The 19066-nt window shown below is 41.6% G+C and carries 15 protein-coding genes and 1 riboswitch; of the genes, 7 read left to right on the plus strand and 8 right to left on the minus strand.

The annotated features are described in order from the left end of the window. Positions 1-116 precede the first annotated feature (116 nt). Positions 117-1550: a proline--tRNA ligase gene (gene proS / locus FE005_RS11005; RefSeq protein ID WP_113849856.1), complete on the minus strand. Its 1434-nt coding sequence runs from the start codon at positions 1548-1550 to the stop codon at positions 117-119. A gap of 288 nt (positions 1551-1838) precedes the next feature. Continuing rightward, entirely contained in the window at positions 1839-3689 is a 1851-nt protein-coding gene (locus FE005_RS17005; RefSeq protein WP_230321044.1) for a hypothetical protein, read from the minus strand. A 208-nt stretch (positions 3690-3897) separates the two neighbouring features. On the opposite strand from FE005_RS17005, the gene FE005_RS11020 reads away from it, so the two are divergent. Next, positions 3898-4407 (plus strand): signal peptidase I, encoded by a 510-nt coding sequence (locus tag FE005_RS11020; RefSeq protein ID WP_103300029.1) that lies wholly within the window; start codon positions 3898-3900, stop codon positions 4405-4407. Positions 4408-4519: 112 nt separating this feature from the next. Here the strand turns inward: FE005_RS11020 and FE005_RS11025 are convergent, their stop codons facing one another. From FE005_RS11025 to FE005_RS11040, 4 genes are read right to left on the minus strand one after another with little or no spacing between them, the layout of a single operon-like run. Further along, positions 4520-5200: an energy-coupling factor transporter transmembrane component T gene (locus tag FE005_RS11025; RefSeq protein ID WP_138371780.1), complete on the minus strand. Its 681-nt coding sequence runs from the start codon at positions 5198-5200 to the stop codon at positions 4520-4522. After that, positions 5127-6539: an ATP-binding cassette domain-containing protein gene (locus FE005_RS11030; RefSeq protein WP_138371781.1), complete on the minus strand. Its 1413-nt coding sequence runs from the start codon at positions 6537-6539 to the stop codon at positions 5127-5129. The genes FE005_RS11025 and FE005_RS11030 overlap by 74 nt, the downstream gene beginning before the upstream one ends. Further along, complete coding sequence (locus FE005_RS11035) at positions 6536-7138, minus strand: ECF transporter S component (RefSeq protein ID WP_103300031.1); 603 nt, start codon at positions 7136-7138, stop codon at positions 6536-6538. The genes FE005_RS11030 and FE005_RS11035 overlap by 4 nt, the downstream gene beginning before the upstream one ends. Continuing rightward, positions 7131-7742: a YkoF family thiamine/hydroxymethylpyrimidine-binding protein gene (locus FE005_RS11040; protein WP_003127122.1), complete on the minus strand. Its 612-nt coding sequence runs from the start codon at positions 7740-7742 to the stop codon at positions 7131-7133. The genes FE005_RS11035 and FE005_RS11040 overlap by 8 nt, the downstream gene beginning before the upstream one ends. A gap of 90 nt (positions 7743-7832) precedes the next feature. Continuing rightward, positions 7833-7933: riboswitch (TPP riboswitch) on the minus strand. A 279-nt stretch (positions 7934-8212) separates the two neighbouring features. Between FE005_RS11040 and FE005_RS11045 the strand changes: the two genes are divergently transcribed. The 3 genes from FE005_RS11045 to FE005_RS11055 all read left to right on the plus strand — a co-directional run bounded on the left by FE005_RS11045 (position 8213) and on the right by FE005_RS11055 (position 11897). Then, positions 8213-9748, plus strand: coding sequence for a zinc ABC transporter substrate-binding protein AdcA (locus FE005_RS11045; protein ID WP_138371782.1), 1536 nt, complete (start codon positions 8213-8215; stop codon positions 9746-9748). Between the two features lie 65 nt (positions 9749-9813). Then, the gene (locus FE005_RS11050) at positions 9814-10818 is read left to right on the plus strand and encodes a plasmid pRiA4b ORF-3 family protein (protein WP_005472426.1); all 1005 of its coding nucleotides are present in this window, start codon (positions 9814-9816) and stop codon (positions 10816-10818) included. Between the two features lie 371 nt (positions 10819-11189). Beyond that, a complete protein-coding gene (locus tag FE005_RS11055) occupies positions 11190-11897 on the plus strand; it encodes a GntR family transcriptional regulator (RefSeq protein ID WP_005472428.1) in 708 nt (235 codons plus the stop codon). A gap of 104 nt (positions 11898-12001) precedes the next feature. Here the strand turns inward: FE005_RS11055 and FE005_RS11060 are convergent, their stop codons facing one another. Further along, positions 12002-13201, minus strand: coding sequence for an enolase C-terminal domain-like protein (locus tag FE005_RS11060; protein ID WP_103300033.1), 1200 nt, complete (start codon positions 13199-13201; stop codon positions 12002-12004). 286 nt (positions 13202-13487) lie between these two features. Between FE005_RS11060 and FE005_RS11065 the strand changes: the two genes are divergently transcribed. Beyond that, positions 13488-15311: a glucose PTS transporter subunit IIA gene (locus FE005_RS11065; RefSeq protein ID WP_138372213.1), complete on the plus strand. Its 1824-nt coding sequence runs from the start codon at positions 13488-13490 to the stop codon at positions 15309-15311. Positions 15312-15440: 129 nt separating this feature from the next. Here the strand turns inward: FE005_RS11065 and FE005_RS11070 are convergent, their stop codons facing one another. After that, complete coding sequence (locus FE005_RS11070) at positions 15441-16562, minus strand: FAD-binding oxidoreductase (protein ID WP_103300034.1); 1122 nt, start codon at positions 16560-16562, stop codon at positions 15441-15443. Between the two features lie 152 nt (positions 16563-16714). Here FE005_RS11070 and recQ point away from each other — a divergent pair, with 152 nt between their 5' ends. Beyond that, positions 16715-18481, plus strand: a complete 1767-nt coding sequence (gene recQ, locus FE005_RS11075; RefSeq protein ID WP_003127130.1) for a DNA helicase RecQ — start codon at positions 16715-16717, stop codon at positions 18479-18481. Between the two features lie 40 nt (positions 18482-18521). After that, positions 18522-18941: a GNAT family N-acetyltransferase gene (locus FE005_RS11080; RefSeq protein ID WP_138371783.1), complete on the plus strand. Its 420-nt coding sequence runs from the start codon at positions 18522-18524 to the stop codon at positions 18939-18941. Positions 18942-19066: the final 125 nt, after the last annotated feature.

A 19066-nucleotide genomic window follows, 5' to 3' on the forward strand; every position in this document is an offset into this window, starting at 1 on the left:
AATAGCTGAAATGCACTAAGAAAAAGCAGCCACAGATCCTACGATCTGTGGCTGCTTTTTCTCTTAGTGAACATGCCTTTTTTTACGGGTTGCGCTTTTTTCTTTTTGCTCTTTGCTTAGTAAGCTCGGGCAATCCAAACGGTGTGTTTAGCAGGTTTCCCGCTGACGATGTCAACTGTTTTTTCCATAGGAGCTTCAAATGGGATATTTCTGGTAGTAAAGCCAGTTTCTTCTTTGATCTTGGCTTCAGTTTCTTCTGTCCCGTCCCAACCAATTAAGACAAAACCAGTGACTTTATCTTCTTTTTTGCAGGTTTCGATATGTGCTTTTAACTCTTCCAGTGTTTCGATATCGTAATACTCGTTCTCTTTGTTTCTGTTACGAGCTGCTTCAAGCAAACGTGGTGTCATCGCAGCCAATTGCTGATCCACGAAATCAGCAAGGTCATCAAATGCTACGGTTTGTTTTTCGGCAAGATCACGGACTTTGACCATTACATGCCCATTTTCTAAATCTCTTGGACCACATTCGATTCGTAAGCAAGCGCCCTTTAATTCCCACTCGTTAAATTTGTAACCTGGCGAATTGTCAGAATCATCTAAGCGAACTCGAATACCTTTGGCTTTGAAAGATGCAAACAACTCTTCCAATTTTTCTAAAATGGCAGGATTTTTCTTCCAAGGTCCGACTGGCATCAAGACGATTTGCGTAGGGGCGATCGTTGGTGGGAAAACCAATCCATTTTCATCACCGTGAGTCATGATCAATGCGCCTAACAAACGTGTAGAAACACCCCAAGAAGTTGTATGTGCATAGGTATGTTTGTTTTCTTTCGATAAATAAGTAATATCGAAAGCTTCCGCAAATTTCGTCCCCATATAATGGCTCGTACCGGCTTGGACAGCTTTTCCATCTTTCATCATGGCTTCGATGGAGTAGGTATCCACCGCGCCAGCAAAACGTTCAGAAGGTGTTTTTTGTCCTTTGTACACGGGAATGGCTAAAAATTCTTCGCAAAGACGTGCATATTCATCTAAAATTCCTAACGTCCGCTTTCTTGCATCTGCTTCATCTTCATGGGCGGTATGTCCTTCTTGCCATAAGAATTCAGAAGTGCGGAGAAAAGGCAGTGTTTTCTTTTCCCAACGAAAAACATTGGCCCATTGATTGATTTCATATGGTAGATCACGGTAAGAATTGATCCAATCAGAAAAGGCTGAACCGATCATAGTTTCAGAAGTAGGACGCAATGCTAATGGTTCTTCTAATTTTTCATTACCGACTTCTGTCACCCAAGGCAATTCAGGAGCAAATCCTTCAATGTGATCCGCTTCTTTCATGAAAAAACTTTGGGGGATCAGCATTGGGAAATACGCATTGCGAATGCCTTCTGCTTTTAAAAAGCGATTAAATTCTTCTTGAATATGTTCCCATAGCTCAAAGCCATCAGGACGGAAGATGATTGATCCTTTAACTGGCGAATAAGCCATCAATTCGGCTTTTTGAATGGTCTGAATGTACCATTCTGTAAAATCATTTTTTTGTGTCATTGTTTTTCCTCCTTAAAAAATAAAAAAGCATTCCGTCCTATAAAAAGGACGAAATGCTTGGATTTCGCGGTACCACCTTTGTTGACTATTGCTAGTCCAACTCATGAAGGATAAGGTCTTCACACCGACCGTTTTGCGGTCACTACCATTGGCAGGTTCTTCTTATTAGCGGGTATTGGATTTCCAGCTTGCTCCAACTCTCTTTAACCATCATAAGAATACTGATCCAAATCTTACATTCATGCTAAATCGAAACTCGGAAAAAAGCAAGCTTTTTTTGTCATTTTGTTATTCATTACTGACTAGCTCTAGGAAATCTGGCAACCCATCTGAAGAAAATGTCAGAGAAAAACGAGTGGCTTGTTCCTCATGTAAGACCGAGCAAGACCCAAAATTTTGCTGGGTCAGTTTTTCAATAATCTGAAGATCAAAATAGTTTTCTTCTTCAAAGGTTTCAATATTCGGTATGGCTTCTTTTTCCGAAGTAGCCAAAGTTGGAAACTGACAGCTGACGAACAACTGATTCTGCTGTTTGATAGCACTTAGATGAATCTTCCGCAGGGCGCGATCTTTGAGTAGATACGTTTCCCGAATTGCATAGTCCATTAAATGAGCAAATAATTGTAGAAAATCTTCTTCAGCTAGTTCTTTGATTGCGGGAATATCCACATCATAAGAGAATTCAATGCTTTTTTGCTGAGTCAATTGCTGATAACTTGTCAATAGCAGGGTTGTTAGAGAATGATCTTCACTTTTGATTGGACAGGATTCTTCTAGCGTCTGCTCGATTAGGTTGATTTGATCAAAAGCTCCCAGCAAACTGTTGTCTTCCAGCATGACTTTTGCAGTATTCAACTGTTTGCGAAAACCGAGAAAAGCTTGTTGCCATTGATTGATTTGTTGTTGAATTATCGGTTGTTGTTCTTCATACAAGCGAATCTTGAGTCCTGCGATATCCTGTTTTTTTGTTTTCCCCTCACTATAGAAAAACAAACGCAGCAAATCATAGCACCAGCAGACAATAATCAAGAGTACGAAGAAAATCGTATTCCAATTGATTTTTGATTGATCGCTGTTTAGGACATCTTGAATGTAGATGAAGCAGTGACCAATCGCGGATAAAACGATCCAGGGAGAACAAAGAACAAAAAATTGATTCTTTTTAACCGCTTCATAGATGGCAGCGAAGGATGTCACAAAAGTGCTAAAAATATTCAGTAAATGGATATAATCCATAATCTCCGGTAAGTGGAGTTGATGGGAAAAGACAGATAAAATGGCTGCTGCACCACAAATGCCATGGAAGATCACCCAAATCTTGTACTTCTGTTGAAGAACTTCCATTTTCGATAAATAAAAGCCGATCAAGAACATTGGGGTAATGATCGATAAGACATTCAACATCACTGAATTTATGGTGGGGTTAAAGAGCAACCCTCCAAGAATATCGCCAAAACCGGCTTCTAGTCCAGCTGACAGTGCAAAAGCACTGAATAATAATTTCGAAACGAGTAATTTTCGTTTCTTAACTAATTTAATCCCTACATAAATCAAATTAAGCAAGCTGATAAAACCTGTCAGAAGAAGCATGAAAATATTGGGAATCGAATGACGAAAGACATAACTGACTAAAGCGTTTGAAGAACCAAGAAAGACCTCAGCGGGATATCCTGAATAATTTTTGAAAGGACTAGATACATAGATACGTAGTGTTTGGCCTTGGTAATTTTCTGGCAAGGTGACAAAAGAGAGGGTTTTCCCAGGATTCACAAGACCTTCTGCTACTTCTTTTTTATTGGTATATAAAAGTTTATCATTTAAATAAACCGTCATTTTCTGATGATCGCCCACCAACAGCAATGTCGGGTAGTAGTGCTCATTGGTGATTTTACGTTCCATTACCAAATTTTCATTGGTAGGAATATTAGGCAAAAAATTCACATAGTTACTGTCGAAAGTTGTTTCTGGTTCTGCTGCAGAATAATACAGCCAATCTTCCTGTTTTTCAATAGAAGGAAGACTGATCACTGGATTAATCAGAGCAGAAATATAGAACAAGATAATTCCCAGAGAAAAAGCAGAAATCGTTAAGAAGGGAATTGCATTCTTCAAGTTTAGTTTGTTATTTTTTTTAAACATATATGAATTCTCCTGTTTTTTTATTCACGTCTAGAATAAAACAAAATAATTGATTAAGTCAAATGATAATGGGTGTTATACCAGAAATAATAAAATAACTAATAAAAAAACCATTTAAAAAAGCGGACTCATATTATTTGAAAAAAATCATTAATCGTTATAATATAAACGTAATATACAAAAATATCAAAAATAAAGGAGAACTGTGATGAAAAAAATTTCTAAAACAAGTATCCTTCTTTCTTTTACAACATTAATTATTATGCTTCTTTCTTTACTCATGATTGTTATTCCAAAAATGTTAGGGTTACGCATCGCTATTGTGAAGAGTGATGCAATGGAACCAACATATTCCTCTGGAAGTTTATTATTTGTTAAAAGTGTGGATGCAGAAAATTTGATTGTCGGCGATGCAATCACTTATTTTGTGAATCAAGGGGAACAAATATACACGCGGCGAATTGCTGCAATTGATCAAAATGAGCAAGTGATGTATACGATCGGAGACAATCAAGACCACATGGAAACGACCAAAATCAGAAAAAGTCAATTACTTGGCCAACCTTTGTTCCATTTGCCTCGAATCGGTCATCTAGTCACGAGTGAAACTGTTTCTATTGTAAAAAAGCTTTATTTGGTTTTCACCATTTATATTACAGCAACCACTTTTTTGGTGATGATTTCTCAGATCAAACAAGGGAAACGAATGGTAATGTAAGTTCACTAATCAATAACAAATACCGCAAACAAGTTCAGCAAGTGCTGTCTTGTTTGCGGTATCTTTTTGTTTAGAATCAGATTTGTTGTTTATTCTATCCCTTTTTTTAGCTTCATACTGGAAGCAAGGTAAGGATCAATCCAGCGCCAAGAAGTCCAAGTCCAAACAACCAATCCTTAAGGGTGACTAAATAATTCACTGCATAGGTTCGAGGTGCATCACCGACAAATCCGCGAGATTCCATGGCTGCAGCTAGAAGTTCTGACCAGCGGATCGATTTGACCATCAGTGGAATCAGTGGTTTTAAGGATAGTTTGGAATAAGTGATTCCTCGAGATTTCAGACTAAACTGGATGTTGCGGTACTCTTTAGGAATCATAGGTGCCATATGAAAGGCTGCCATTAAGCCATAAGCAAAAACAGGAGGCAAGCGAAGTTGCTGTTGTAAAGAATAGATCAGCTCTGTTAGTGAGGTCGTAGCGGCAAAGACACTTCCTAATGTCCCAAAACAATAAACGCGACTGGCGAGACGAATGCCATAGGCATATGCCGCTGTCGTGCTGCCGTTTTGACCTTCTTGAAAAAATAATAGCCCGGTAAAAAAGATCCCGACTGCACTTAAAGACAAGAGAAAAAGTAACTTGAGCAATTTTTTCAGAGGCAGATAAACCAAGAGCAGCAACAAGAAAAATAAAGTCAAACTGCTATTTAGCAACAAATTATTTTGAAAAGAGACGAGCAAAGCCAGCGCGGATAAAGTCAGCAGCTTGACTGTTGGGTTTCGGTACTTCATTGGAAGACTCCTTTACAAAATGATTGAAATCGAATGTTCGGTCACAAAAATCTGACAGAAGGCGCAAATCATGGCTAATGATGAAGACCAGTGTACCGCTGGCCGCTTTGTCTGCCAATAACGACATCAATTGCCAAGACTGCCGCAAATCTTGTCCATAGGTTGGCTCATCAACAAGCAAAATCGGGATTTCACGATCGATCAAACAGGCAACAGCTAATCGCCGTTGTTGTCCTTGGCTTAATAGGAAAGGAGAATCTTCCTGTTTCTCCCATAGTCCCAATTGGTTCAGCTTTTCAGAGAGATCCTCTCTTTCTTGACCATTAGCTAATTCTTGTGCCACGGAGGAAGCTAGAAACTGATCCTGCGGGTTTTGCATGACCCAGCTCATCCGATCAAAAGGACGACTGCGAGAGGTCAAGCATTGCTCTTGGTAATAGATTGTTCCATCATAGGGAACTTGCTGCAACAGGGCTTTAAAAAAGGTTGATTTTCCTATCCCGCTTTTTCCTGTGATGCCTATTCGTTCTCCGGTCGAAAAGACTTCGTCTTTGATCAGCAGAGAATGTCTGCCAATTGGCAAACGAAAATTTACAAACCGCAAGAGGGGCTGCGGCTCAATAGGAGTGGGGGACGGTTTAATCATAGTTTGTCTTAGCTGCTCTTCTTGCTCTAAAAGCAACTGAGAAGGAACCGACTGAAAAGCATCTGTTAATAGGAGCCATTCCTGCACCCAGTCAGCGACCGGTGCTACTTGATGGTCGATTAAAAGAATTCCGATTTTCTTTTTTTGTTGAATTTCTGTTAATTTTTCAATCAATGATTGGGCGGTCAGCGAATCGAGATTAGCGAAAGGTTCATCTAATAGAAGATAGCGGCTTTCTAAAACAAGACAGCATGCTAACGCTACTAGTTGTTTCTCCCCACCTGAGAGGGTTGTCAGCACTCGATCTTCTAAATGACGAATCTCGCAAAAATCGAGTGCCGTCTCAATACGACGAGTCATTTCGTTTAATGGAATGGCTCTGTTTTCCAAACAAAATAACAGCTCTTCTCGGGGAGTTCGCATACAAAACTGCGTATCGGGATTTTGAAACATCAAACTAACGGACGCAATCCGTTGTACAGGGGATAAATCAGTAAAATCTTTCTCATCGATCACATAGTGTCCAGATTCGAACCCTTGATCCGACAAACCGGCTAATAAGCGAAAAAACGTACTTTTTCCTGAACCAGAAGGACCATAGATCCCTTTGATTTCCCCAGGAGCTAATTCAAAGGTAGCGGTAAGTTTTTGCTCATCAATCGTAAAGACACAGGAGTCTAGTGCTAAACTCATTCTTTCACACGGCTTTGTTTGAAGCGAGTATGTTGAGCAATCGGATAGCTATTCAAAACCCCCATTTTTGCTAAGTGATCACAAACCACTTTAACAAGGACAGCTGAAAAAAGGAGCGCGGAAAGCAGACGGATCACGAAAATAGTCAGCAGTAATTGCCACTTTAAATCAAGAAAGCTGGAACGGATCATGCCCCAAATAAAACTGGTGACAGTCGCTCCCAAAGCTCCCAGGATCAAAGAAGACCAGCCGAATTTTCGATAGCGAAAAGCGGCAAAGCCAGCCTCTGTGCCGATTCCTTGAAGAAAGCCGCTGACAAAGATAATTGGACCATAAAAGTTACCCATGAAAACCTCCAACAAAGCGGCGATCATTTCAGTAATCGTGGCTGCACCTGGTTTTCTTAGTACGTAACCGGCAAATGCAGATGCCATAAACCAAATCCCAAAGAGAAATTCATTCGCTAGAATGGCGAGGCCAAATGGGGTTAACAAGGTGCTGAGTAAAACCCCCAAGTGAACGGCCCCTAAATAAACGACACCGAATACGAGAGAAACGATGCCTACCATGATCACATCCTTTAATTGCCACTTACTCATGCAAAGAGGCCTCCTTCAACGAGGGACTATTGACTGAAACGGTTCCTTCAAGAACATAATGAGGCAGCTTTTCGTGTGCATAGGCCAGTGCTTGTTCAAAATAGGCGAATAATTGAGCGGCTGTGCCAGATAGTAGCGTCACGTAATGGGCCGATTGCGGTTGTAAGCCCATGGCATCCGCCAACGAGACGATATGCGCAATTTCTTCCATATAATCTTCACGTCCAAAGACATAAAAAGAATATTTGCACTGAACGATGAACGTACCTTTTGCAGTAATTTGCTGATGATTTGGCCGTTCATGCTTGCCGCTGAGAAAGGCATCACCAGCCAGATCTCCTGGACAGCCTTTCGAAAAAGTGAACTCACCGACCAAATGTGTTTTTGGGTCATAGGCATTGACAAAAAGAGCTGCTGCCGCATCAATCACACTGGCAGCTTCACCACGGTAGAGTGTACTGAAAAGATCTGTCTGCTGCCAAACGGCTGTGGTATCGGTCTCTTTGATGCTTCGAAGAATGTGAGAGGCAAAATCATCTTTCATTGGATAAAGACTGATGCGGCATCCCGTGATATCGATTTGATTCATTGAACAATTTTCCATAGTATTCTTCCTTTCGAATGATTTTCTGTCTACAAAAAAAGCGTTCCTCCTTTTCTATCCACGGGTAGACAGAAAAATGGGAACGCGAAATAAGCTGCGCAACCACTTCCCTACGTTGGTATTAACCAAATCAGGTTCAAAGGGACCAGACAAACTGTCTATCTCAGCATAAAGCGCCCCTAGTGGATAATTCGATTCAATTACTTTCTGAGTGTAGCACAGACGATTTGAAAGAACAAGTCAGACAGCGCGAGCAAAAAGACAAATGAATCACTGCAGATATGAAAGAATAGACATATAAAAAACATCTTTTTAGGTGTTGACAGATTGTTTTCCCTTGTGTAAAGTAATTAATCGAAAGTAAAACGTAAATGTTACGATTTGTGAAAAGCAAATCGTAACAGGCTCTCTGATGTTTTTTTAGGAGAAATGGTCGTTTTGCTAAATCAAAAAGGGGTGCTGGTAAAGAGATGAAGAAATTTTTAAAAATAACAGGTATTTCGCTTTTGGCTCTAGGGTTGGCTGCTTGCAGTGTGACAAAGGAATCAGCGAATGAACAGACAGAACAATCAAGTGATCCAACGATTCAAGTCCTCGCTAGTTTTTATCCTATGTATGATTTTACTCGCAATGTGGTGGGAAATGAAGGCAATGTCGAATTGTTGATGCCGGCAGGGACAGACTCACATGACTATGAACCATCGGCTAAAGATATGGCAAAAATCCAAGAAGCGGATGTCTTTGTTTACAATAATGAGAACATGGAAATGTGGGTTCCTGCCATTGAATCTACATTGAAAGAAGGAGATGTCACCGTTGTGAAAGCTACGGAGGGGATGGTGTTGCTGCCGGGTGATGAAGAGCATGACCACGATCACGAGCACGATCATGAAGAAGGGCACTCTCATGAATTAGATCCTCATGTCTGGCTAGCACCAAGCCTTGCAATCAAACAAGTAGCAAGCATTCGTGATCAGCTAAGCAGGGCTTATCCAGAAAAGAAAGCTGCTTTTGAAAGGAATGCTGCGGCCTATTTAGAAAAATTGCAGTCATTGGATGATTCTTATCAGTCAGCATTTAAGAATGCCAAGCAAACGCATTTTGTCACCCAGCATGCTGCTTTTGGCTACCTCGCTTTGGAATACGGACTGACACAAGTTCCGATTGCCGGACTGTCTCCCAATGAAGAGCCTTCAGCGGCACGTATTGCTGAGTTGAAGCATTTTGTAGAAGATACCGGGATCAAGACGATTTACTTTGAAGAAAATGCCAAAGACAGTATTGCCAAAACACTGGCAACAGAAGCTGGTGTCGATTTATCCGTTTTGAATCCGCTGGAAGGATTGACACAGGAACAAATGGATCGTGGGGAAGATTACATTTCCATCATGGAACAAAACCGAGACGCATTGATGCTGACTACTTCACAAGCCAATGAGAAAGAAGTGAAAGAAGCAGAGAAAGAAAAAACCGTTTATAATGGGTATTTCGACGACGCAGATGTTCAAGACCGCTCACTCACGGACTGGAAGGGAAAGTGGCAATCGGTCTATCCTTATTTGAAAGACGGCACGCTGGATCAAGTTTTTGACTACAAAGCAAAACAGAATAAAAGCATGACGGCCGAGGAATACAAAGACTATTATACAACTGGCTACCAAACAGATGTTGCAGAAATTACGATCACAGGAGATACGATGGCATTTACCTTTGAAGATGGCACAACCAAGAAAGCAACCTATCAATATGTAGGCAAAAATATCTTGAATTACCAAGCAGGGAATCGCGGCATCCGTTATTTGTTTGAATCAAAAGATAACGATGCAGCCTTCAAATATATTCAATTTAGCGATCACTCGATTGCACCAACTGATTCCCATCATTTTCACCTTTATTTTGGCAATGAAAGTCAAGAAGCATTATTGTCGGAAATGGATCATTGGCCAACGTTCTATCCGACTGATCTGTCTGGATTAGAAATTGCACAGGAAATGCTTGCTCATTAAAAAAAAGATTGACAATTACTGCTCTTTTCGTCAAAGTTAAACTGATAGAAAGGAGCGGTATTTTTTTGGAAAAAACATTGAAAAAATTAGCAAAAGTAATCGATCACATGATGGATCATGTCGCGTTGTTCGGCGGTCCGAGTGTTGTCAGTAATGATGATTTAGATCATTACTTAGATCCGGTTTTTTATTTGATTTTTTGTGCAGAACAAAAGACGAATAAAAGAATGCTGACAGACAAAGAGTTTGTCGAATGGGTCTATACGGAAATGATGCCTCAAGAGATTCCTTATGATTTGAATTTCCTCCCCTTTGCTAAATTAGCTATTGAAGATTTTTATTATTGCATGTATAAAGAACAGCACATCACAAAAGAACAATACCAAGAGATTATCTTTGTTCTTGCAGAAAAACAGCCTGTGTTTTACTCTCGCATGTCAAAACCGCATTTCTGGTCTTCAGAGAAGAAAGCGGCAATGCTAGAGATGCTTCATGATGTCGAACCGGAAGATCATGATTTGGTTCCGATCGAACATCCCTATGAAAATCAACGATCGCCAAAAATCGTCCCTTTTCCAATAAAAAAAGTTCCTGAAGCTAGCGAAGAAAGAATCGCTGCATATCAAATCCGTATTGATTTGGAAGGTTTCAAGCCGCCGATTTGGCGAAGGATGCTCATTCCTGCAGGCATTAGTTATGAACAACTCCATAATATGATCCAAATTGCTTTTCAATGGCAGGATTCACAGCTCTACCTTTTTCTTGCCGGCAATAATTCAATCGATGTGCCGAACACGGAACCTACAAATGCATTAGTGATCGACCATGATTTCCAAACCTGCCAAACACTGACCTACATTTATGACATGGGTGCTGACTGGACCCACAAAATAAAAATTGAGAAAATACTGACGGCTGCTGAAGCAGGTGAAACAGTCACGCCTGATTGTCTAAAAGCGGTTGGTGATGTGCCAAACGAAGAGCAACCAGAGGAACAAAGAGAATCAGTGAATGTTGAAACAATCAATGAAGAACTCCGGGATTACTGGGAATCTGATCCGTCCGACTAATTTTTTTCTCGGAATAAGTGCAATAATCGATTCATACGATGGTGTGACGAATCTGTTTAACAGTTCGTGACATCTTTTTTGATTGATCCTTGTTTGATTAAGGTGTTGACCATTCATGAACTACATCAAGCTAGCTGATATAGAAATACTCATTTCTGTGGCGACACGCCTGGTTTGATACAGATTCTAATTTTTTAACTCTAGAGCCAATGATTCAGCAGATTGATTTTCGAGTACATTCGAGTACAATAGTTCGTAATGATACTGGACAAGCGACGATGCTCTATCTGCTGTGAGGTGCATCTTTCAATCGCTCTAGAAGATGGGCTATCTGTTCTGGCGACAGCTGAGAGCAAGTGAGGGGAGTTTTTATGAAAAAACGAGAATTTATCGTTCAAGATTTGCTTAGTAAAATTTATCAGGAAGAATTTATTGAAGGAAAATTACCGAATCAAAGAGAACTTGCCAGAAATTATGGCGTTTCCCGCTTTACGATTCAACAAGCAATCAAAAATTTAGAAGAAATCGGCATCGTTCGTGTGGTCCAAGGATCGGGAATCTTTATCCATGAGAAGTGGGTCAAAAATCCCATGATCTTTAATTCCTTGACACGGACTCCTTACGATCGGATCCACTCCAAAATGATTTCTTTGAGTAAAGCACCCGCTACCCCAGATGAACAAAAAATCTTTCAGTTAGCAGACAATGAAGAAGTTTGGACCTTTGAACGGGTGCGAATCGTCAATTATAAGATTGAACAGCTAGAAACGTCGAAGCTACCGGTAGGATTATTTCCTAATGTCACTCAAGAGGTAGTAGAACATTCAATTCAGCGCTATGTTGAGAGTTGCGGATATCGGATTTCCCACTACATCAGTAGTTATACCCCGATTGCGACTTCAATGGCCCAGTCGGCAATCTTGCTGTGCAAACGGGGGACCCCAGCGATGCAAATCACGAATCGGGCAATTTTGGAAGATGGGCGGGTCTATGAATTCAGCAACATCGTCGCCATCGACTATGCAGTCACCTATATTCGACCTTTCGATCGAGAAATCCATCGTTCACGCATCGATTGATCGGCAGAGGAAGAGCCACAAATTTCCTAGACGATAAATCAAAAAAACTCAGAGCTCTGATTCAACAATTTGAGTCAGGCTGCTGAGTTTTTTAGGATCATTATTTAAGGTGTGATTAGTGTACCATCCGGCGTTCTGCTTTGTGTCCACTCATGGGGGCGGTAAACGACCGGAAAATCAGCCGCAGCTTCTTCATCAAATGTAATACCGATCCCGCTTTTTTCCATTGGATAGAAGAAGCCGCCTTTGGGTTGGGGACTGCCAACAAACACGGATTGGGTATTTGCCGGCAACTCGATCGTTTCTTGGATCGCGGCATTGTGCAGATGGATATTCAAATGCGTATTGACTGCCAAGCCGACTGGACTGATATCAGAAGGCGTATGCCAGGCAATTCGAACCCCCATCGCATCGCAAAAATGAGCCAGCTTCAATGCTGGCGTAATGCCGCCAATCTGTGATACATGGGCCCGCATGAAATCGATCTGCCGATTTTTGACTAGTTCTTGCCATTCCATTGGATTATTGAACAATTCACCTGTTGCAATGGGGGTTGCTGACTGACTGCGTAATTGTGTCAGCCAGTGATTTTGGTCAGGCGGCAGAATATCTTCCAAGAAAAAGAGCTGATAAGGTTCTGCTGCTTTGGCAAACTGAATGGCTTGATTCGGATGGAGGCGTTCATGAACATCATGCAGCATTTGAAATTGGTTGCCATATTTTTCTTTGATCGCTGCGAACATCTTCAAAGTCGTTTCCATATAATCTGTCTGATCAAAGTAAGAGCCGGAGATTGGTTCTTCGGGTGTTTGCAGCTGGCTTGGATTCCCGCCATAGAACCCGAGCTGGCAACGAATATAGCGATAACCGGCTGCCAAAAAGCGATCGATTTCGTGATAGAGATCGTCTAAATTATCTGCTACCGCATGAGTATAAGCAGGGATCGCGGTTCTTGCTTTTCCCCCCAGCAGTTGATACAGAGGCATATCAGCTAACTGTCCCTTGATATCCCATAATGCCATATCAACACCAGAGATGGCATTGTTTGTGATCGGACCGTTGCGCCAATAGGAATTGACATTCATGACTTGCCAGATGTCTTCGATTTCATTCGCGTCTCTACCCATCAGAAGGGGACGTAAATATTCGTCAACGACTGTTTTGACTGCTAAAGGACGAAATTGAAACGTACTACAGCCTAGTCCGGAAATTCCTTTATTGGTTTCTACTTTAACGACAACAAGGTTATGGCGATCAGGTTTGATCGCAAAGGATTTGACGTCGGTGATGATCGTTGGTGTCATTTTATTCACTCCAATTTTTGTATCTAGTTGATATAGCCATTGAAACACGCAGAGCAACCGCTGTCAATTTGGTCCAAAAAAAGATGGCTATGGCTCATAAAACCAGTCCAATTTTAGATAGATTCTTATTTATTTGTTGATACATAGCCTTTTTGGTCGGTTTTTTTAATAAAAGGACTGGTTTTACAAGCGGGTGCAGCCATGCTACTATGTGTGTGAAAACGGACCCACTTGAAAAGGCGCCTCAAGATTCAAGTCCGTTAGCAAACAACAGGAGGAAAAAATGATGATGAAAGAAGACATCGTAAAACAGATCATAAAAGATGTTGGTGGATCCGAGAATATCAATAATGCTTGGCATTGTATGACGCGGCTTCGTTTTGATTTGAAGGATGAAAAGAAAGTTGACTATACTGCTTTAGAAAAAATACCTAAAGTGGTGGGAACGAAATATCAAAGCAATCAGCTCCAAGTGGTGATCGGTACAGATGTAGCGGATTATTATGCTCCATTAGCCAAAGAACTTGGTTTGGATGAAAAGAGTCAAGAGTCTTCAGAGAAAAAAGGCGCTGTCTCGTTGTTTATGGATACAGTCTCCGGTGTATTCGGACCAATTGTTCCAGCAATCGCTGGGGCAGGAATGATTAAAGGGTTGATGGCAGGATTGGTTGCCTTAAATGTGATTTCCAATCAAACAGATACGTATTTAGTCATTGATATGATCGCCAGCGGCGTATTTACCTTCTTGCCATTTTTTGTTGCTGCTTCTGCTGCGCGCATCTTTAAAACGAATCAATACTTGGCAATCGCCATTGCTGCAACATTACAATTTCCAACGATGACGAATGCAGTTGCTGAAGGCAATATTTCGGCCTTTCGACTGTTTGGGGTTTTACCAGTTCCCGTTTTCAATTATGCGGGTACCGTTATTCCAATCATTTTTGCTGTTTTAGCATTAAGCTACATTTATCGCTTGGTAGACAAGGTATTGCCGCAAGTTCTGCGGACCGTCTTTACACCGACGATTTCCTTGTTTGTGGCTGGACTGATTACACTGACAGTTATTGGTCCAATCAGTATTCATTTAGGCAATTTGCTTGCAGATGGTGTAGCTGGCTTGTTTACGATTTCTCCTGTATTGGCAGGAATTGTTGTAGGTGCTATTCGTCCAATTGCGATCTTTACCGGATTACACCATGCAATGACGCCAATCGCATTACAAAACTTTGCCAATCAAGGGTATGATATGTTGATGCCAATGATGTTCATGGCAAATATGGCGATCACCGGCGCAACCGCAGCGATTTACTTTAAAGTAAGATCAAAAGAAGAAAAATCAATCATTTTGTCCTCAGCTGTGTCAGGATTGCTGGGCATCACTGAGCCAGCATTGTTTGGGATTTTATCAAAATATAAAAAAGCATTTTTAGCAGCTACCATCGGTAGTTCGATTGCATCAGCGTTCATCAGCTTTTTTGGCGTAAGGATCTATGGCTATATTTTATCCAGTATCTTTAGTTTGCCGGCTTATATTGGTGAATACTTTATCTATGCGGTCCTAGGCATTGTCTTGGCGATCGGTTCCTCTTTTGCTCTGACTTATTTCCTAGTCCCTAATCAAGCAGAAACAGAAACCTTCACCAACGAACTTGATTTACATGCTGTAACGCAAGGAGAATACATTCCATTGGAAGATGTACCCGACGAAGTGTTTTCAACAAAAATGATGGGTGAAGGGTATGCCATTCACTCTAAAGACGGCCAAATCTATTCGCCAGTCAGTGGTGAAGTCACTTCGGTTTTCCCTTCCAAACATGCGGTGGGAATCACCACATCGAATGGTGTGGAAGTTCTAGTCCATATGGGAATCGATACAGTTTCTCTTGATGGCAAAGGCTTTGAAGTATTCGTAAAAGTAGGAGAGCAAGTAACCCCACAATCGAAACTAGCAGCGATGGACTTGCCTTATATCGAACAACAAGGCAAAGAAACGATGGTCATCGTCCTAATCACGAACATGGAACGTGTCCAACAATTTTCAGGAACGATCGGTCTTGAAGGAAATCATCAAGCCGGTGCCCTATTAGAAAAGGTAATTTTAAACGCTTAAATTCAAGAAAAAAAGAGGTTTAACAAGAGGGGAGATGCACCTGGCAAAAACAGCTGCGGCATATTCTGTCCAATTGTTCGAAAGAAAGAGCTGCGACAAGACTTTTGTCACAGCTCCTTTTTTTTACCATCAGTGACGTTGAGTAATATAGGCAGCTATAGGTTTACTATATTTCTCAAAAAGTTTTTGCTTTTCAGAAGGGTTCTGACCTTGATTAAAATATTCAGCCAGTAAATAACCGATATAGGGACCTGTGGTTAATCCAGAAGACCCCAGTCCGCTGGCGACCACTAATCCTGGCTCACTGGGAAGCAGTCCAAAAAATGGCGCAAAGTCAGAAGTATAGGCCCGTGTTCCTACGCGAACTGTCATTGGCGCAGCAAACAATTTCTCGGGGGCTGCCAAAAATGAACCGATGCCAGTCAGCAATTGTTGCTTTGCTGCTTCAGTGGGAGTCAGATCCCAACCGCCATCATTTTCGTGAGTCGCTCCTAAAAGGATCTTCCCATTCGCAAAAGGAATCAAATCGCCTTCGCCTTCTAACATCGCCACTGGCCAATCTTTTGCTGACGCTGTCGTTTCAAAGGAGAGCAGCTGTCCTTTTTGGGGACGAACATCGACGTGGTAGTTCAAGTGTTCTAACAGTTGGCCTAATCCTGGTCCGGCGGTTAAACAAACATGATCCGCTGGAATTTCTGCGTATGTAGTAGAAACGACCCAATTTTTTTCTTTATAAAGTCTAGCCTTCCCTTGGATGAAAACGACCCCATTGGTACGGGCCCGTTCTTCTAGGAACGCTAGATAAGCAGCGCCATCTAGTCGACCTCCTCCGGAAATTTTCAAAGCCGGGAGTGGTTTGAGCAAAGGTAAAGCTTGCTGCGTTTCAGCAGGAGAAAGACAGGTGATTTGACCGATTTCCGGTGCCTCTTTGCGCCGTTCCTCCGCCAGTTCCGCTAATGCTGCCAACTGATTTTCTGGGCGAATGATCAATGTACCTGAGCGTTGATAAATATCTGTGGTCAGTGAGAAATCTTGTGCCAATTTTTCGAAAAAAGCAGCCCCATCTTTAGCTAATTGATACCATCGTTTGTTTCGCCGTTTCGAAAGCCAGGGGGAAATGATCCCGGCACTCGCTTTAGTAGCTTGTCCCGTAGGGTCGTCAACCACGGTCACTTGGTACTTCGTCGTATCTAGATAATTTGCTAAGGTCATCCCAATGATGCCGCCACCGATAATTACGATTTTTTCCATAAAACTGCAAACTCCTTTTTTGTTTCAATCATTGTTCCATATTTTTCTCAAAAAATCAAAGACTGAAAGTTCCTGTCGAAAGTGATTCCCAAACTGTTCCCATTTCAAATGACTGGATTTTCTCGTATAATGGACATGGAAAAGAGGATATTATGCAATCAATCAATCAAGTTTTAAGAGATAAATTCGGTTATACCAGCTTTCGGGAAGGTCAAGAATCAATCATCAATGCCATTCTTTCTCATCAAAATGTTTTAGGCATCATGCCGACTGGCGGAGGAAAATCTGTATGTTATCAGCTCCCGGCTTTATTGTTAGACGGTCTGACATTAGTTATTTCACCATTGATTTCATTGATGAAAGATCAAGTAGATGCATTGAATGACATGGGTATCCCGGCCGCTTATATCAATAGTACCTTATCAGCTCCGGAAATCAACCAACGGTTAAGGCAAGCATCGAAAGGAGAAATCAAACTCCTGTATGTCGCTCCAGAGCGTTTGGAATCAGATCATTTTCGCGAATTGCTGCGCTATGTTCCTATATCCCTACTCGCTGTTGATGAAGCCCACTGTATTTCACAATGGGGACATGATTTTCGTCCTAGCTATTTACGCTTAGCGGAAACGATCCATAGTTTTGATCAGCGGCCAACGGTGGTGGCATTGACAGCTACAGCAACGCCAAAAGTTGCCCAAGATATTGAACGACTGTTGCTGATTCCACCAGAGAACCAAGTGAAAACGGGTTTTGCTCGCGAAAATCTATCTTTTGAAGTTATCAAAGAGCAGAAAGATACTTATTTGCTGACCTATTTAAAGATGAACAAAGGGCAATCAGGGATTATTTATGCCAGCACACGCAAAGAAGTCGAACGAATCTATCGTTTATTGAAACAACAATCTATCAATGCTGGACGCTATCATGGCGGATTAACTGAAGAAGAACGTACGCAAAACCAAGAAGATTTTCTTTTTGATCGTCTTCAAGTGATGGTAGCAACCAATGCTTTTGGTATGGGAATCAACAAAAGCAATGTGCGCTTTGTGATCCACGCCCAAATCCCCGGTAATTTAGAATCTTATTATCAAGAAGCCGGACGTGCCGGACGAGATGGTGAACCTAGCGAAGCCATTTTATTATACGCTCCGCAGGATTTGCAGATTCAGCAGTTTTTTATCGATCAATCTGAGTCCGATATTCAGTATCGTCAAAATGAATACCTCAAGTTGAGAGAAATGAGTCAATATGGGCATACACAAATGTGTCTTCAACGTTACATATTGCGGTATTTTGGGGAAGACGGTCCCGATTGTGGCCGCTGCAGCAATTGCTTAGATGAACGAGAACAGGTAGATATCACCGTTGAGACGCAAAAAGTGTTGTCCTGTGTGAAACGAATGGGTGAACGTTTTGGCAAAGCGTTAGTGGGGAAAGTGTTGACCGGATCAGCAGATCAGAAAGTCACCCAATGGGGATTTGAAAAATTGCCAACCTATGGTTTGTTGAAAGATTGGTCACAAAAAGAAGTCAATCAACTCATTGACTACTTAACCGCATCAGGCTATTTAGTCCCTTCGGAAGGACAATACCCCCTGCTCAGTGTGTCAGCTGCCGGTGTAGAGGTTCTTTTAGGTAAGGCAAAGGTTTACCGGAAACAAGCCAAAGTACGTCAATTGGTCGTCGATGACGAATTGTTTGACCAATTACGTTCCCTGCGATTGACGCTCGCACAAGAACAAAACTTGCCGCCGTATGTCGTCTTTTCGGACAAGACATTGCGGGAACTTGCGGAGCAGCAGCCTAAAACTCCTATCGAATTTCTACAGATCAAAGGTGTTGGTCAAAACAAGTTAGATAAATACGGTGATGCGTTTCTGGCTGTGTTGAAAGAATACCGAGAAACAACAGAAAAATAGTGCTGCTTTACGATTCAGGAAAAGACAAGGAGAAACCAAAATGCTGAAGATTCGTTATGCGCAAAAAAGTGATATGACATTCTGGTTAGAGCTAGATAATCATTTGTCAAAAGCAGGATTAGCAAAAAAGTTCCAAGATCAACAGGCGTTGATCTTGACCGATGAGGAAGAACCTGTGGGGATTCTTCGCTATCAATTGTTTTGGGATACCACTCCCTTTTGTACCATGCTGGTGGTCAACGAATCCCAGCAGAGAAAGGGGAGAGGAAGGCACTTCCTCCGCCTTTGGGAAGCAGAAATGCGGAAACAAGGGTATGGGATGTGTATGACCTCTACTCAGTCTGATGAGAGCGGTCAGCATTTCTATCGAAAATGTGGCTACAAAGATGCCGGTGGGTTGCTTATGGACGTACCAGGTTTTGAACAGCCGTTGGAATTGTTTTTTGTGAAGCCGTTATGATCAAAAAATCGTCTATCACGTTATCTCAAGCGAGCCAATTCGAGGTTCGCTTTTTTATTTTTCTTGTGCGGAGTTTGTTAGAATGCTGAAACGCATTCCAAACTTTGCAACAGGTTGATTTGAAA

The organism is Enterococcus sp. M190262 (genome assembly GCF_005843965.1).
In the GTDB taxonomy this organism is placed as follows: domain Bacteria; phylum Bacillota; class Bacilli; order Lactobacillales; family Enterococcaceae; genus Enterococcus_D; species Enterococcus_D gallinarum.

Coding starts and splice junctions, on each gene's coding strand:
- FE005_RS11070 (WP_103300034.1), bottom strand. CDS start 16,562: ATGGAAAAAATCGTAATTATCGGTGGCGGCATCATTGGGATGACCTTA.
- FE005_RS11080 (WP_138371783.1), top strand. CDS start 18,522: ATGCTGAAGATTCGTTATGCGCAAAAAAGTGATATGACATTCTGGTTA.
- FE005_RS11055 (WP_005472428.1), top strand. CDS start 11,190: ATGAAAAAACGAGAATTTATCGTTCAAGATTTGCTTAGTAAAATTTAT.
- FE005_RS11040 (WP_003127122.1), bottom strand. CDS start 7,742: ATGGAAAATTGTTCAATGAATCAAATCGATATCACGGGATGCCGCATC.
- FE005_RS11035 (WP_103300031.1), bottom strand. CDS start 7,138: ATGAGTAAGTGGCAATTAAAGGATGTGATCATGGTAGGCATCGTTTCT.
- proS (WP_113849856.1), bottom strand. CDS start 1,550: ATGACACAAAAAAATGATTTTACAGAATGGTACATTCAGACCATTCAA.
- FE005_RS11060 (WP_103300033.1), bottom strand. CDS start 13,201: ATGACACCAACGATCATCACCGACGTCAAATCCTTTGCGATCAAACCT.
- FE005_RS11030 (WP_138371781.1), bottom strand. CDS start 6,539: ATGAGTTTAGCACTAGACTCCTGTGTCTTTACGATTGATGAGCAAAAA.
- FE005_RS17005 (WP_230321044.1), bottom strand. CDS start 3,689: ATGTTTAAAAAAAATAACAAACTAAACTTGAAGAATGCAATTCCCTTC.
- FE005_RS11025 (WP_138371780.1), bottom strand. CDS start 5,200: ATGAAGTACCGAAACCCAACAGTCAAGCTGCTGACTTTATCCGCGCTG.
- FE005_RS11065 (WP_138372213.1), top strand. CDS start 13,488: ATGATGAAAGAAGACATCGTAAAACAGATCATAAAAGATGTTGGTGGA.
- FE005_RS11045 (WP_138371782.1), top strand. CDS start 8,213: ATGAAGAAATTTTTAAAAATAACAGGTATTTCGCTTTTGGCTCTAGGG.
- FE005_RS11020 (WP_103300029.1), top strand. CDS start 3,898: ATGAAAAAAATTTCTAAAACAAGTATCCTTCTTTCTTTTACAACATTA.
- recQ (WP_003127130.1), top strand. CDS start 16,715: ATGCAATCAATCAATCAAGTTTTAAGAGATAAATTCGGTTATACCAGC.